10 protein-coding genes and 1 pseudogene are annotated in these 14,597 nt (G+C 67.7%); 4 read left to right on the top strand and 7 right to left on the bottom strand.

Annotated elements, in window-relative coordinates:
• Positions 1-12: 12 nt before the first annotated feature.
• The 4 genes from D7I44_RS01285 to D7I44_RS01300 are packed head-to-tail and all read right to left on the bottom strand — an operon-like array spanning position 13 to position 3,367.
• Positions 13-660, bottom strand: coding sequence for a cysteine hydrolase family protein (locus D7I44_RS01285; protein ID WP_120787831.1), 648 nt, complete (start codon positions 658-660; stop codon positions 13-15).
• A gap of 14 nt (positions 661-674) precedes the next feature.
• Positions 675-1,688 (bottom strand): ABC transporter substrate-binding protein, encoded by a 1,014-nt coding sequence (locus tag D7I44_RS01290; RefSeq protein ID WP_162939991.1) that lies wholly within the window; start codon positions 1,686-1,688, stop codon positions 675-677.
• A 54-nt stretch (positions 1,689-1,742) separates the two neighbouring features.
• Positions 1,743-2,603 carry an ABC transporter permease gene (locus D7I44_RS01295; RefSeq protein ID WP_120787833.1) on the bottom strand — a complete coding sequence of 287 codons (861 nt, stop codon included), beginning with the start codon at positions 2,601-2,603 and terminating at the stop codon, positions 1,743-1,745.
• Positions 2,604-2,605: 2 nt separating this feature from the next.
• Complete coding sequence (locus D7I44_RS01300) at positions 2,606-3,367, bottom strand: ABC transporter ATP-binding protein (RefSeq protein WP_220093809.1); 762 nt, start codon at positions 3,365-3,367, stop codon at positions 2,606-2,608.
• Between the two features lie 203 nt (positions 3,368-3,570).
• Here D7I44_RS01300 and D7I44_RS01305 point away from each other — a divergent pair, with 203 nt between their 5' ends.
• From D7I44_RS01305 to D7I44_RS18505, 3 genes and pseudogenes are all read left to right on the top strand, one after another.
• Positions 3,571-4,176 carry a CGNR zinc finger domain-containing protein gene (locus D7I44_RS01305; RefSeq protein ID WP_120787835.1) on the top strand — a complete coding sequence of 202 codons (606 nt, stop codon included), beginning with the start codon at positions 3,571-3,573 and terminating at the stop codon, positions 4,174-4,176.
• Between the two features lie 147 nt (positions 4,177-4,323).
• The gene (locus D7I44_RS01310) at positions 4,324-6,027 is read left to right on the top strand and encodes an asparaginase domain-containing protein (RefSeq protein WP_120787836.1); all 1,704 of its coding nucleotides are present in this window, start codon (positions 4,324-4,326) and stop codon (positions 6,025-6,027) included.
• 133 nt (positions 6,028-6,160) lie between these two features.
• Positions 6,161-7,264, top strand: a pseudogene (locus D7I44_RS18505) (DHA2 family efflux MFS transporter permease subunit); the annotation flags it as partial.
• Positions 7,265-7,497: 233 nt separating this feature from the next.
• Here the strand turns inward: D7I44_RS18505 and malQ are convergent.
• Both malQ and D7I44_RS01325 read right to left on the bottom strand, forming a co-directional pair.
• Positions 7,498-9,621 carry a 4-alpha-glucanotransferase gene (gene malQ / locus D7I44_RS01320; RefSeq protein WP_120787837.1) on the bottom strand — a complete coding sequence of 708 codons (2,124 nt, stop codon included), beginning with the start codon at positions 9,619-9,621 and terminating at the stop codon, positions 7,498-7,500.
• A 74-nt stretch (positions 9,622-9,695) separates the two neighbouring features.
• A complete protein-coding gene (locus D7I44_RS01325) occupies positions 9,696-11,048 on the bottom strand; it encodes an HNH endonuclease (RefSeq protein ID WP_120787838.1) in 1,353 nt (450 codons plus the stop codon).
• A 402-nt stretch (positions 11,049-11,450) separates the two neighbouring features.
• On the opposite strand from D7I44_RS01325, the gene D7I44_RS01330 reads away from it, so the two are divergent.
• Positions 11,451-12,125: an HAD family hydrolase gene (locus D7I44_RS01330; RefSeq protein ID WP_220093810.1), complete on the top strand. Its 675-nt coding sequence runs from the start codon at positions 11,451-11,453 to the stop codon at positions 12,123-12,125.
• A gap of 130 nt (positions 12,126-12,255) precedes the next feature.
• Here D7I44_RS01330 and metE read toward each other — a convergent pair whose 3' ends face one another.
• Positions 12,256-14,571, bottom strand: coding sequence for a 5-methyltetrahydropteroyltriglutamate--homocysteine S-methyltransferase (gene metE, locus D7I44_RS01335; protein ID WP_120787840.1), 2,316 nt, complete (start codon positions 14,569-14,571; stop codon positions 12,256-12,258).
• Positions 14,572-14,597 lie beyond the last annotated feature (26 nt).

Raw genomic sequence — 14,597 nt, forward strand, 5'->3', positions numbered from 1 at the left:
TGACGCGTGGGGTCAGGCAGCAGCCCCGGCGAGCGCAGCTTCAGAGGCCCACAGTCGCTCGAGGTAATGGCTCGCGACAACGGTTCCGAAATTGCGCTCGACGCCGCGAACCGAGGCAGCGTGCGCGTCGGTGTCATAGCTCGCGGCGCAGTCCTCCACGAGCGAGACGTAGTACTCGGCGAAGAGGCCGTCTCGCAGGCTGGACTCGACGCATACCTCCGTCGCAACGCCCGTGAACAGCAGCGACTCCACGCCGAGCGTCTTCAGCACGATCTGCAGATTGGTGCCGGCGAAGGCCGAGTAGCGGTACTTGTTCACCACGATCTCGTCGGGCTGCGGTGCGACCTCGTAGAAGTCGGCGCCCCATGAGCCAGTGCGGCAGGTGATGCTCGACCGCTTCTTGCCGGGCTCGCCGTGGCGGTTCAGCCACTGCGGACTGTCATTGGTCTTGTCATGCAGCGTCTGGATGAAGATCACCGGAAGCTGTGCTGCGCGAGCCGCGTCGATCAGCTTTTGTAAGCGCGGCACCATGGAGACCGCCGCCGAGACGTCATTGCCGATCTTTCCGAGGGAGCCGTCGGGGCTGCAGAAGTCGTTCTGCACATCGACCACGATGAGGGCGGTATGCGCAGGGTCATAGCGGAAGGGGATTTCAGACATCGGATGCCTCGCTTTCACTGGGGTTTCGGGAGGAACGACAGGTCGAGGATGTTCTTCGCCGTCGCCGGGTTGGAACTGTCTTGCAGAAGCCCAGCCGCACGGGCGACGGTGAGATCGACCTTGAGCGCGGCGTCCGTGATGTCGACGCCGTCCCAGAACTTGTCCTTGTAGGTGCGGGCGAGGGTGGACTTGATCACAGCCGGCTGCATGTTCGGGAACTCCTTCTCGGCGATCTTTTCGGCACCATCGTGATTCGAGATGACGTAGTCCATGCCTTGGGAGAGCGCCTTCACGAACTTCTTGACCGCCTCCGGGTCTTTCTTGACATTGGCCTTTGAGGTGACGATGTCGGAGTAGGCGAACTTGCCCAGCGCATCGGGCAAGCTGACGAACGGCTCGCCCCAGACACCCTGTGAGACGCCCTGACCGAGCACGGGTTCACTGGTCGCCGCGATGTCAGCCTGTCCGGACTTCAGCAGCGAGAGCTCCGAACCGCTGACGTCGTTGTTGATGATCTTGACGTCCTTGCTCGGGTCGAGCCCGAGCTGCTTCAGCTCGTAAAGCGTGTCGATCTCGACCGAACCGCCGTGGCGGCTCGCGGCGATGCGCAGGCCCTTGAGCGAGCCGGCAATGTCATTCGGGTTGATCGTGACACCTTTGCGAGCGACCCAGTAGACGTTCGCACGGTCGACAACGCCCGCCACAGACTCGAGTTGCGCGCCTTTCGCGTTCGCGATCGCGGCCGACTCGATGCCGCCGATGAAGCCCCACGCGTTGCCACTGAGCACCGCATTGACGTGCGCACCCCCTGTCAGCGTGGTGGTCTGCACATCGAGGCCCTCTTTCGAGAAGTACCCCCGGTCGATGGCGGCGTAGAGCGGCAGATAGCCGATGCCGTGCACCGGCTCCGCGATGACCATCTTCGTGGTACTTCCTGATGAGGACGCGGATGCTGAACCCGAGCATCCGGAGAGCGCGACAGTGGCGGCGGCCAGCAGCCCGGCAATGGCGAAAAGCTGTTTCTTCACGGGTTTCTCCTAATGGGAATGGGCGGTGTGGTGCAGCCAGGTGCGGTGCGGGCGTCAGCCGCGGATCAGGCGGATCAGGATGCGCTCGATCACTCCGACGACGATGTAGAGCAGGAATGCCATAACGGCGAGCGTGAACACGCCGACCCAGATCAGCGAGATGTCGAAAGTGGATGCCGCGAGCTGGATCATCTTGCCGAGGCCGTTCTGCGACCCGACGTACTCGCCGACGATCGCGCCGGTGAGCGCGAGACCGATCGCGACGCGGAAGCTCGCGATGATGTGCGGAAGTGTCGCCGGGAACACAACCTTGGTGAAGACCTGCCAGCGGCTCGCGCCGAGCGAATAGAGCAGCGTCTGCTCGTCGCGGTCGACATGCCTGACCGCGGCGTGGGCATTGAGGATCTGGATGATGATGACGATCGCGGTGGCCATCGCGACCTTGGACGGGAGCCCGATTCCGAGCGCCAGCACGATCATCGGGGCGAGGGCGAGCTTCGGCATGGCTTCGAGAGCGATCAGCAACGGCTCCGCGACCTTGGCGTAGAAGCGCGACCACCAGAACGACAGTCCCACTATTGCGCCGCCGAGCACGCCGATCACGAAGCCGAGGATCGTCGAGGTGAAGGTGAAGCGGATGTCGGCGATCATCGAGCCCTTCGTGATGTTCGTCAGGAGGGACCGCCAGATCATGCTCGGTTTCGACCAGAAGAAGACGCTGACGATGCCTGCGTCTGCGAGCAGCTCCCACGCGAGCACGATGCCCAGCACGATCGCGGCCACCGTCACTGCGATCTTCCAGTTCGCCGGCTCGGCCGGGAAGAGTTCGCCTCGACGACGGCGTGCCGTACGTCTCGGAAGGTCGGCCAGGGAATCCATCGCGCCTACTCGGGGCGGCGAGACGACTGCGGTCATGATCAGATCTCCGGAGCTTCAGCTTCCTGGGCGCGGTGAAGCAGCGTCAGGATGCGGGTCTTGTATGCGATGAAGTCGTCGCTGGTGACGACAGCGGGTTTGCGCGGGCGATCGAGCGCGATCGGGATGTCGGCGACGATCCGGCCTGGACGCGGTGACATGACAATCACGCGGTCCGAGAGATAGACGGCCTCGTCGATGTCGTGGGTGACGAACACGACCGTCTTCTGGAAGTCGTCCCAAAGATCGAGCAGCCATTCCTGCATCGTCGCCCGCGTCTGGGCGTCGAGCTTGCCGAACGGCTCGTCGAGAAGGATGACATCGCGATTGAACAGCACGGTGCGCAGCAGAGCGGCGCGCTGCCGCATGCCGCCGGACAGCTGGTCGGGACGATGGTCGGCGAAGTCCCCGAGTCCGTACGCCTCGAGGAACGGCATCGCGATCTCGCGAGCCTTGCGCTTCGGCACTCCCGAGATCTCCATGCCGATGATGACGTTGTTGAGGATACTGCGCCACGGCAGCAGGAGGTCCTTCTGCAGTAGATAGCCGACGTGGCCCTGCTGGCCGATGATCGCCTCGCCGTTGATCGCGACCCTGCCGGAGCTCGGCAGGTCCAGTCCGGCGATGATGTTGAACAGGGTGCTCTTGCCGCAGCCGCTGGGGCCGATGATCGACAGGAACTCACCCGGCTTCACAGTGAATGACGCGTTGTCGAGGGCGATCGTCGCTGCGGCGCCTGTGTTCGAGGGGAATTCTCGAGACACGCCGTCGATCGTAAGTTCAGCCCTGCCTGTGCGGGACGGTACGGGGGGTGCGATGGTCATTGCGGCCTCCGAGGGTGGGCGAGTCGATGTGTACTACCGTCGCCGCCGGCCGTTTCACCAGAGTCTCTTCTCGGTTGCTCAGCTGTAACTTGTTCGTGGGCCTTTGACGGTTACATCACCATAGATCCGGCTATGGTTGCCGCATGGTGCTCAAGGGGATGATGACCCGACCGAGCGGCTCGCATCGGGATCAGCTCGTTATGGCCGCGATCTCCCTGACCAACCTGCTCGCGCCGGGCTTCTCGAACGGCGTGCCCTACGCGCCGTCGGAAGACCCTGCGGAGACCGTCGCGGCGGCCAATGCCGTATGCGAGCACTTCTATCGCAAGCAGGTGGCATTCACCGTGGCGGAGGTCGACCGGCTGCTCGCCTTGGCGCGACGGCTACACGAGTTGCTGCTGGATCTCGCCGACGACGACCTGCCGACCGCCGTGCCGAAGATCAATGCGCTGCTCGCTGATTTCCCTGCGCGGCTGCACCTCTCGAGCGAGCCACCCTGGGCGCTGCACTACCAGGACCACAGCGCAAGCGCCGTCGAGGGCTGGCAGGTCGGGTGCGGCGCAGCACTTGCTTCCTGGGTCTCCTCCGGCGCGACTCAATACATCTCGCGATGCGAAGCGGTGCGCTGCGACAGGGTGTTCTTCGACGACACCCGCAGCGGCACTCGGCGATTCTGCAGCTCGCGATGCCAGAACCGTGACAAGGTGCGCGCCTATCGCCTTCGCCAGGCGATCAAGGACGCTCGCTGACGACGCCGCGGCCACACCGACCGAAATGTAACTGTCAAAGCCGCCGACACAAGTTACGACTGAGCAACCGAGAAGAGACTCAGGTGAAACCGGCGACGGCCAGCGTGGTGCTCGTCCACCCCACCGCCATTTGCGAAGGAGCACCCCGTGGCAGAATCGAAGCGCGTACGGATCGCTCATCTGAGCGGCCCGACGGCGACCATCCAGAACACGCCGCCCCTGGTCACCTCGAACAAAGCCCGCGCACAGCGTGGGCTTCCGCTCTTGACCGATGAGAACGGGGTTCCCCTCAAATTCGATGCGCTGCGCGCCCAGCGTCTGGCAGCGCCCGCGACGATCTACGTCGAGCAGTTCTCTGCACACCCGCTGGAGAAGGACGCCGCGGAGCTCTACGGGGTTCCTGACGGCTACGTCGGGCCCGACGGCACCTTCCGCGAGAATGCGGCGACTGAAGCCGACCGCCCGGTATACGCGATCACACTCGACCCCTCCGACGGCCTCTACCCGCTGCCGTACATGGCCGTGCAGGCCGATGGCACGCCGTGGGAGGAGGAGATGGCGGTAGCGCTCGGGCCCGCCTCTGCGGCGCGGCAGGGCTTCTTTCCCGACGGTTCCCGCAGCTTCGAAGAGATCGATCGCCTCGGCATCGAGGACCGCGGCACGGCGAGTCCGATCTCGTCGCGCGCCGACGTGGATTTCTACCGCGTCGCGCCGCCGGCCGGATACACCAAAGGCCTTCCTGCAGAAGAGCGTACCGACGTCGGCACCGGCGACATCGCCCCCGAGTCGCGCGGAACCCACTTCAACGGATACAAGCCGGCTCACCTTTCGACCGTGCCTCCTCGCCCCGCGCTCGCCAAGATCACGAACGACGCGCAGGCCATCGCGTCCAGCGGCAAGTACGACGGGCTGATCTGGACCCAGGGCAGTCCGCAGGTCGAGGAGACTGCGTACTGGTTCAGCCTGCTCATCGACACGACTCTGCCGATCTGCGGCAACGCGGCGCAGCGCCCGCAGGGCATGATCAGCAACGACGGGCCCAAGAACATCGTCGACTCGATCGCGTTCATCCAGTCGCGCGCGTGGGCGGACGCCGAAGGGCGGAACCGCTGCGGCGTGGTCGTGATCGAGGAGCAGCAGTACTTCGCAGCCCGCGAGGTCTACAAGAGCGACGCGCGACCGGGCAACTATCGTGCGACGGGCGGACACGGAGGCATCCTCGGGCAGACGAGCCACACGGGCGCGATCTCGCTCACCTACCTGCCCGCCTACAAGCACACGCACCTGTCCGACCTGAATGTCACCCGCCTGCCGGACACTGTCGACGCCGTCACACGGAAGGCTGCCGGCCTCGAGCTGGTCAGCGTCGCCATCAAGGATGCCGATGGAAGGATCACCGAGGATGCGATCCCCTCGGTGTCGATCGTCAAAGAAGGCGGCTACTTCGACGAGGACTACGGAGTCGGCCCCGACGAGTTGCCCATCATCCAGGCCGTGATCGACCAGAAGCTGGGACTCGGGCGTCTCTCCGGCATCGTCATCGAGGGTCTCGTCCCCTACGGTCGGCTCCCTTCCAAGGCGTCAGAAGCGCTGCTGCAGCGCGCGGTGTTCAGCGGCATTCCTGTGGCCCGCGTAGGTCGGGGGACTCCGGAAGGCTTCGCCGACTGGACACCGTTCACCATCGCCGGTTCGAACCTCACCTCGATCAAGGCGCGCCTTCTGCTCATGGCTTCGCTCATGAAGCTCGGCTCCCTGCCGATCGCCGCAGATCCCACGTCGCCGACGGCGGAGGAAAAGGCCGCCACGATCGCCGCTGTAAAGCGGTATCAGGAAATCTTCCTCACCCATTGAGGCCCCGGCGAACCACAGGATGACTGACACCATGACCTCGGTAGCGACCGGCGCACCGGGTGCCCGCTACCGCCACAGCCGCCTGATCCTCGGCATCTGCTGCATGAGCCTGCTCATCGTCTCGATGGATTCCATGGCCGTGAACGTGGCGCTGCCGTCGATCCGACGGGACTTTGGCTCGTCGGTTTCAGGTCTGCAGTGGACCATCGACGCCTACACGCTGGTGCTCGCGAGCTTCCTGATCTTGTCCGGGTCGACGGCGGACCGAATCGGCAGACGCCGCACCTTCCAACTCGGCCTCGCCATCTTCACGGTCGGCTCGCTGCTCTGCAGCATCGCCCCGGGGGTGGGCTGGCTGATCGCCTTCCGCATCATGCAGGCCCTGGGCGGATCGATGCTGAACCCCGTCGCCATGTCGATCATCACGGCGACGTTCACGGAACCAAGCCGCCGGGCGCGCGCGGTCGGCGTCTGGTCGGCGGTCGTCGGCGTGTCCATGGCGATCGGGCCGCTCGTCGGCGGGGCGCTCACCGACTCGGTGGGCTGGCGCGGCATCTTCTGGATCAACGTCCCGATCGGCGCCGCGGCCGTCGTGCTCACCTTCCTATTCGTGCCGGAGTCTCGCTCAGGGCGCCGGCGCAGGCTCGACCCGATCGGGCAGCTCCTCATCGTCGCCACGCTCGCAGGTCTCATCGCGGGGCTGATCGAGGGACCGCATCTCGGCTGGACGAATCCGATCACCATCGGCCTGTTCGCCATGTTCGGCGGGGCCATCTCGACCTTCATCGCCTGGGAGCATCATCGCACCGAGCCGCTCATCGAGCTCAGGTTCTTCCGCAGCATCCCGTTCTCGTCCGCCGTCCTGACGGCGCTCGCCGGCTACGCGTCGAACGGCGCGTTCCTTTTCCTTATCACGCTGTACCTTCAGGACGTCAGGCACCTCAGCGCCTTCCAGGCAGGCCTGCACACGCTGCCCATGGCTGTAGCGCAGATCATCTGCTCAAACATCTCGGGGCGACTGGTCGGAACACGGGGCACGAGGCTGCCCTTGATGCTCAGCTCGAGCGCTCTCGGACTCGCTGCGATGATCCTCACGGGGCTCACGCCCACGACCCCGATCGTGCTCATCCTGACGGTGTTCCTCGTCTATGGAATCGGCCAGGGCCTGCTCAATGCCCCGATCACCACAACGGCGGTCTCGGGGATGCCTGCCTCCCAGTCCGGCTCGGCAGCCGGCGTAACCTCGACGGCTCGGCAGGTAGGAACCTCACTGGGCGTCGCCGTGGCGGGAACACTGACCGGGATCGGCGCCAGTTCACGCATCGGGCCGGACTTCACTGCGAACACGCACCGCATGTGGTGGGCGATGCTCGGTCTGATGGCCGTCATCTTCGCGCTCTCGTGGCTCGCGAACTCACCGCTGGGGCAACGCAGCAGAGGGCGGATCGCGCATCTGTTCGACGACGACGATCATGCCCCACGCACCGCAGCGATGAGCCGCGCCGCGCGCTCCGATGTGAAGACCTTCTCGAGCGGCACGGGCTTGCCGGAGGAATCCGTCAGCGGCACGCGCCAGTTCGGGTACTCATCGACCGAGCCTGGCTGGTTCTGCGTGCGCCGGTCGCCGACCGCGTCGGGCAGCGAGAGCGCGCGCAGGCGTGCGGGCGTCTGGGCGAGGAAGCGATGAAGGGCGTATACGATCTCATGATCGGATGCCTCGCCCTCCGTCTCGGCGACCAGCAGTCCGCGCTCGCGCAGCACCCCGAGCCAGAGCTCCCGCTCGGCGCGCGTCTCGGCCAGCTCGTCGGCCGCCGGCCGCGTGAGCAGCCCGAGCCGCTCGCGCAGCAGCACGTGGTCGCCCGCGAGGTAGCTGAGCGACGGCGGCAGGTCGTGAGTCGTCACCGAGCCGAGGCACAGCTCGCGCCAGGACTCGGGGGCGAGCGGGCGCCCGTCGCCGCCGTAGTCGCGTTCGAACCACAGGATCGAGGTGCCGAGGATTCCGCGGCCGGCGAGGTACTCGCGCGTCCACGGCTCGACGACGCCGACGTCCTCGCCGACGACGACGGCGCCCGCCCGGTGCGCCTCGAGGGCGAGGATGCCGACGAGAGCCTCGTGGTCGTAGCGCACGTAGGTGCCGTTCGTCGCGGGCTCGCCCTCAGGCACCCACCACAGCCGGAACAGGCCCGCGACATGGTCCATGCGCACGCCGCCCGAGTGCGTGAGCACCCCGGCCACGATCTCGCGGAACGGCTCGTAGCCGGCCTCGGCCAGCGCGTCGGGGCGCCACGGCGGCTGCCCCCAGCCCTGACCGGTCTGGCTGTAGGCGTCCGGCGGGGCGCCGACGACGAAGCCCTGGGCATAGATCCGCTGCAGCCGCCAGGCGTCGACGCCGCCCGAGTCGACCCCGACGGCGAGGTCGTGCATCACACCGAGCGCCATGCCGTGCCGGCGGGCGGCGGCCTGCGCCTCGTCGAGCTGCTCGCTGGTGAGCCACTGCAGCCAGCGGTGGAAGTCGACCCGCCACTCGTGCTCGGCGGCGAACGCGGCGACGGCGGGCGAGTCCGGGTCCTGCAGCTCGGTGGGCCACTGCCGCCAGTCGCCGCCGTGCTCTGCGGCGAGCGCGCACCAGCGCGCGTAGTCCTCGAGACTGCGGCCGTTCTGCGCGAGGAACCACCGGTACGACGCCTCGCGGCCCGGGGTTCGCGTCACGGCGTGCACGGCCTCGAGCGCGGCCCGCTTCAGGTCCCACCCGGCGTCGCGCTCGACAGTCTCCGACTTCTTGGTGACCTTCGCGAGCTCGTCGCGCGCCTCTTCGAACTGCTTGCGCACGCCGCGCTTCAGCCCGAGCCACTCGGGCACACGCTCCGGGCGCAAATACATCGGGTTCGTGAACCGGCGGGTCACCGGCAGGTATGGCGACGGCGTCATCGGGGCGAGCGGAGCGACGGCGTGCATCGGGTTCACGAGCACGAAGTCGGCCCCGTGCTCGGTGGCCGCCCATACGCTCAGGTCGGTCAGGTCGGTCAGGTCGCCGATCGCCCACGACCCGGAGGAGTGCACGCTGTACAGCTGCGCCGCGAGGCCCCAGCCGGGGCGTGAGCCGAGGCGGCCGGGAAGCTCGAGCTTCGCGGGTGTGACGGCGAGCCGAACAGCGGCGCTCGTCTCACCCGAGCGGGCGTGCAGCACGTGGTAGCCGAGCGGCAGATCCGCGGGGATCTCGAAGGATGCCTCACCGACCCGCACCCCGTCGATCTCGCGCGGCTCGTTCCAGTTGTCCACCTGGACGAGCGGGCGGCTGCCGCCCGCGTCTTCGAGCTCGACCCAGGCCTCGACGGGAGCGCCGTCGGGAACGTGCACGGGCACCTGCGCGGGGACGCCCTGAGTCGTGACGACGGTCGGCGGAAGCATTCGCCGCCACGGCGCCAGCGCGCGCTCCTCGAGCGCGGCCGCCGGATCCGTGACGTCCGCGCCGAGAGCGACGAGGATCGCGCTCAGCGTGGCGTCGGCGACCTCGACGTGCCGCCCCTGCCAGTCCCAGTACTCGGTCAGAACACCGAAGGCGGAGGCGAGCTGTGCGAGGTTCGGGTCGGTCACACGCTCATCATGTCAGCGCCGTGTTACGCGGGCGAGGCGCAACTGCGGGGGAATCCGATCGTGCGCGAGACGGACTACTCCCGTGCACCAGATCCCGGTGGCGATCCGGCTTTTATGTGCGCGGCCGCTCCGTCGCCGACCGGATGCCAGTCGATGACCTTCCCGGCAGCGGCGTATCGGACTTCTGGAGTGCCATGACGCATTCTCACCTGCCAGGGACCGGAGTCGATCTCATGGTGATGAAACCAGCACAGCAGGACCCCGTTGCACACATCCGTGGCCCCGCCGTCCTGATGCGGGATGACGTGGTGCACCTCGCACCACTGCGCGGGCACCTCGCAGCCGGGGATCACGCAGGTGCCCCCGTCGCGGAGTGCGATGGCGCGGCGCTGCCTCTTGGTGAAGCCGCGGACCGACAGCCCGAGATTCAGCACGTCGCCGTTCTCGCCGAAGATCACGGTCTGAATCCCGCCCGTGCAGGCGGCCTGCTGCGCCTCCTGGACGGAGACGGGCTCAGAGGCGCCGGCGTAGAACGCGAGCCCCGCCCCGGAGTGCAGTTCCGCCGCGGTGGTGGAGATCCACACGGTGGGGTGGTCCCCGCCCATGTCGGGGATCTCGGCGCTGCGGGCGGCGGTGGCGAACACATCCCGCAGATGATCGGCCGCCTTCTGCCCCCGCGTACGCACATCAGCAGGCACCTGGCCCTGGTCCGCGTCGGGAGTGAAGGTGACGGTCTTCTTCCCCTTCGGGTTCGACAACCCATCCAGCACACCCCGGATGACGGCCGCATGCCCGGCAGGCAGCAGCCCGGAGACACGGGCGGCACCGTCGACAGTGGGTCCGATCCAGAAGAACCGGTCGCCCATCGCCTTCGCGGCCTTGTCCTCGACCGCCATGATGTTCAACGTTGCGGCTTTCTCCGCGGCTTTCGCCTTCACCTCGTCCGCACCGACAGAGGTGGCGAGCTCGACGAGCTCGGTCTGCACCGCCTGAAGCTCTTCCGAGTCAACGCCCCCGAGGTTCTTGCCGGCGGCCTTCTTCAGCTCTCCCGCGATCGCGGCGGCCGCCTCGCGGCCGATCCGCCCGTCCATGACGGCTTCCTCCACTGCGGGGAGCTTGGCGAGATCCTCGACGTCGTGGATGAGCTTGGCGGCGTCCTTCCCGGAGGACTTCGTCAGGCCTTGGAGCGCCCCGGCTGCGGTCTTGAACCCCAGCCGCCTGGCCAGCGAATCCGGTGCTCCGTCGACGGACCGCTCGCTGACGGCGCGCGCGGCCGCGAGCTTCAACGCGTCAATCTGACGTGAGGCGGCCTCCACCCGACCGACGAAGTCGATCAGCTGCCCGTCCGACAGCGCAGCCGGGTCCACTGGCAGCACGGCACCGAGACGCGACAGCGCCTCACAAGCTGCGGAACCGACTTTCGACATGCCTCAAATCTACCGCAAAAAGCCCATATTACAAGCATGAGTTTCGTAGACTTATTCACATACTGCCTGATGCACCGAGTTTCCCACAGCCCACAGACACTGCCGCGAGTTCCTGGCAGGAGCGGCGGATTGAGGATTCCGTAGCTCAAGATCGCGTCAAAGTCGTATCGGAAGACGCGGAAGACGAAACCAGCGAAGGACCAATGCTGGCGTCGCAGTTGTCGTACGCAGACGCCTTTGCCGTGCGGGGCAGACGGGCATTGACACGTACCGCAGAGGCCCAGGCCGCTTACGAGCGGCCGAACGCATGCTTAGCCACCGGCATTCGGGCATACCAGCCCTACGGCAACCGCGATTGATAGCGTCCAGCTCATGCGAACGCGTGGCCCAGGCGCCAACAACGTGTTGATCGTCTTCGATTGCGACGGAGTACTTGTGGACTCCGAGCGGTTGCTGCAGCGCGTCGACATGGAGATGCTCGGCGAGTTGGGCTGGCCGATCACCGTCGAGGAGATCTATCGCGAGCACCTCGGCCACACGGTCGCCGACATGGTCGCCAACGTCGAACGGCACCTGGGTAAGCCGCTGCCCGATGGTTTTCTGAATCGCCGGGACGAGCATTTCGCGGCGTTGTTGCATTCTGAGCTTCACGCGGTACCGGGCGTCGTCGCGGCACTCGACCGCCTCGATGAGCTCGGCTACGCCAGCTGCGTCGCGTCATCGGGATCGCACGAGAAGATGCGGATGACCCTCGGGCGGGTCGGCATGTTCGAGCGGTTCGCAGGCCGGATCTTCAGCGCACAGGACGTGAGTCGGGGCAAGCCCTGGCCAGAACTGTTCCTGCACGCCGGCCAAAGGATGAGTTTCCCACCCCACCGGTGCATCGTCGTCGAGGACAGCCCGGCTGGCATCACAGCCGCGCGCCGCGCGCGCATGCGATCCATCGGCTATGTCGCACAGACCCCCGCCGACATGCTCACCGAAGCTGACACGACGATCGATGACATGAGCCGCCTCGTCGAGGCAATCACGGAGTTGCTTGCGCACAGCGCGACGGGCAGCGATTGCACCCCCTGAAGGATCCCCTTCCGAAACCTCGCGCGCGGTTCCGGTGAGGAATCCGCCAGCTCGCGGAGAACCGGGGGTCGCGCTGTCACGCGGACTGCCCGCCGCCTACCGACGGCACGCGCCCCGCCTCACACCGGCGTCACGCGCCGACGGCGTCGCCGGTCCCGACCCGCTCCCGCACGGCGCGAGTGGCGGTCACGATGTTCCGCAGCGACGCGACCGTCTCGTCATACCCGCGGGTCTTGAGCCCGCAGTCGGGGTTCACCCACAGCTGGCGGTTCGGAATAGTGGCGACGGCCAGCGTCAGCAGCTCGGTGAGCTCGGCGACACCCGGCACACGCGGGGAGTGGATGTCGTAGACGCCCGGCCCGATGCCGTGGTCGAAGCCTGAGCGCTCGATGTCGTGCACGACCTCCATGCGGCTGCGTGCCGCCTCGATCGAGGTCACATCGGCATCGAGCGCGCGGATCGCGTCGATGACCACGCCGAACTCCGAGTAGCAGAGATGCGTGTGCACCTGCGTCTCGGTGCGCGCGCCGCCGGTGGCGAGGCGGAACGAGCCGACGGACCAGTCGAGGTACGCGGGCTGGTCGGCGCGCTTCAGCGGCAGCAGCTCGCGCAGCGCGGGCTCGTCGACCTGGACGATGCCGATCCCGGCCCCCTCGAGGTCCGCGATCTCGTCGCGCAGCGCGAGCGCGACCTGGTTCGCGGTGTCGCCGAGCGGCTGATCGTCGCGCACGAACGACCACGCGAGGATCGTGACCGGCCCGGTCAGCATGCCCTTCATCGGCTTGGCGGTGAGGCTCTGCGCGAAGCGCGACCACTCGACCGTCATCGGCGCCGGGCGAGACACGTCGCCCCAGAGGATCGACGGGCGTGTGCACCGGCTGCCGTAGGACTGCACCCAGCCGTTCACGGTCACCGCGAAGCCGTCCAGCTGCTCGGCGAAGTACTGCACCATGTCGTTGCGCTCGGGCTCGCCGTGCACGAGCACGTCGAGGCCCAGCTCCTCCTGCAGGGTGACGACGCGGCTGATCTCTGCGCGCATGGCGTCCTCGTAGCCGACCGCGTCGAGCTCGCCCGCGACCAGCGCGGCGCGCGCTCGGCGGATCTCGCCCGTCTGCGGGAACGATCCGATGGTCGTGGTCGGCAGAGCGGGCAGGTCGAGCGCCGCCTGCTGCGCGGCGACGCGCTCGTCGTACGGCGCGCGGCTGAACGCGGCGGGCGCCAGGCCCGCAAGTCGCTCGCGCACCGCAGGCACGCGCACGCCCGGTGCATCGCGGCGGTCGACGAGAGCGGCGGATGCCTCGGCCAGCGCGCTCGAGATCGCGGCCGCACCCTCGCTCAGCCCCTTCGCGAGGGTCGCGACCTGCTCGACCTTCTGGTCGGCGAACGCGAGCCAGGACTTCAGGCGGCCGTCGAGCAGCGGCTCGTCTGCGACGTCGTGCGGCACATGCTGCAGGGACGTCGACGTGGAGGCCGCGACGTGCGGGCTCAGCTCGCGCAGCAGGCCGAGCTTGGCGAACGCGGCGGCGAGGTCGCCGCGCCAGATGTTGTGGCCGTCGACGACGCCGCCGACGAGGGTCTTGCCCTTGAGCGCGTCCCGCGTGCAGTCGAACTGCTCCGCCGGGATCGTGCCGCGCACGAGGTCGACGCCGATGGCCTCGACCTCCGTGCCGGCGAGCGTCGCAAGGGTTGCGCCGAGCGCGGCGTACGGCGCGGCGACGAACAGCTGCGGGCGGCTCTGCGCACGGCCGAGCACGCCGTAGGCGGTGGCGGCGGCGGCGCGGAGCTCGTCTGCGGTCTCGGACAGGCTCTCGCTCACGAGCGCGGGCTCGTCGAGCTGCGCCCATTCGGCGCCGGCAGCGGCGAGCCTGCCGAGCAGCTCGACATAGACGGGCAGCACGTCGGCGAGGCGCGAGAGCGGGCGGAAGCCCTCCGGCGCGGCATCCGACGCCTTCGCGAGCGCCAGCAGGGTGACCGGCCCGACGATGACAGGCCTGGTGAGGAATCCGTCGGCCTTCGCCTCGAGGAATTCGGCGACCAGCCGGTCGCTCGCGAGGCGGAACTCGGTCTCCGGCCCGATCTCGGGCACGAGGTAGTGGTAGTTCGAGTCGAACCACTTGGTCATCTCAAGGGGCGCGCGTGAGGCGTCGCCACGGGCGAGCGCGAAGTACCCGGCCAGGCCGTCGGCCTGCGCGGCGCCGACGGTGACCGCGGCGTCGAGCACCTGGTCGTAGTAGCTGAACGACTCGGGGATCGACGAGTCGGCGCGGCCGAGGCCGAGCGAGGCGAGTCGCTCACGGGTCGCGCGCCGCAGCCCGGCGGCGCGGGCCTCGAGCTCGGCGACGTCGATGTCGCCGCGCCAGAACGCCTCGACCGCGCGCTTGAGTTCGCGGCGGCGGCCGATGCGGGGGTAGCCGAGGATCGTTCCGGTGGGGAAGGGCGTGGTCATGCTTCCACCCTGCGGGCCCGGGATAC

Origin of the sequence: Gryllotalpicola protaetiae (assembly GCF_003627055.1) — a bacterium.
GTDB classification, from domain to species: domain Bacteria; phylum Actinomycetota; class Actinomycetes; order Actinomycetales; family Microbacteriaceae; genus Gryllotalpicola; species Gryllotalpicola protaetiae.

Bases quoted from the DNA above. Each gene is read 5' to 3' on its own strand.
- D7I44_RS01305 (WP_120787835.1), top strand. From the start codon at position 3,571: ATGGTGCTCAAGGGGATGATGACCCGACCGAGCGGCTCGCATCGGGAT.
- metE (WP_120787840.1), bottom strand. From the start codon at position 14,571: ATGACCACGCCCTTCCCCACCGGAACGATCCTCGGCTACCCCCGCATC.
- D7I44_RS01295 (WP_120787833.1), bottom strand. From the start codon at position 2,603: ATGACCGCAGTCGTCTCGCCGCCCCGAGTAGGCGCGATGGATTCCCTG.
- D7I44_RS01325 (WP_120787838.1), bottom strand. From the start codon at position 11,048: ATGTCGAAAGTCGGTTCCGCAGCTTGTGAGGCGCTGTCGCGTCTCGGT.
- D7I44_RS01285 (WP_120787831.1), bottom strand. From the start codon at position 660: ATGTCTGAAATCCCCTTCCGCTATGACCCTGCGCATACCGCCCTCATC.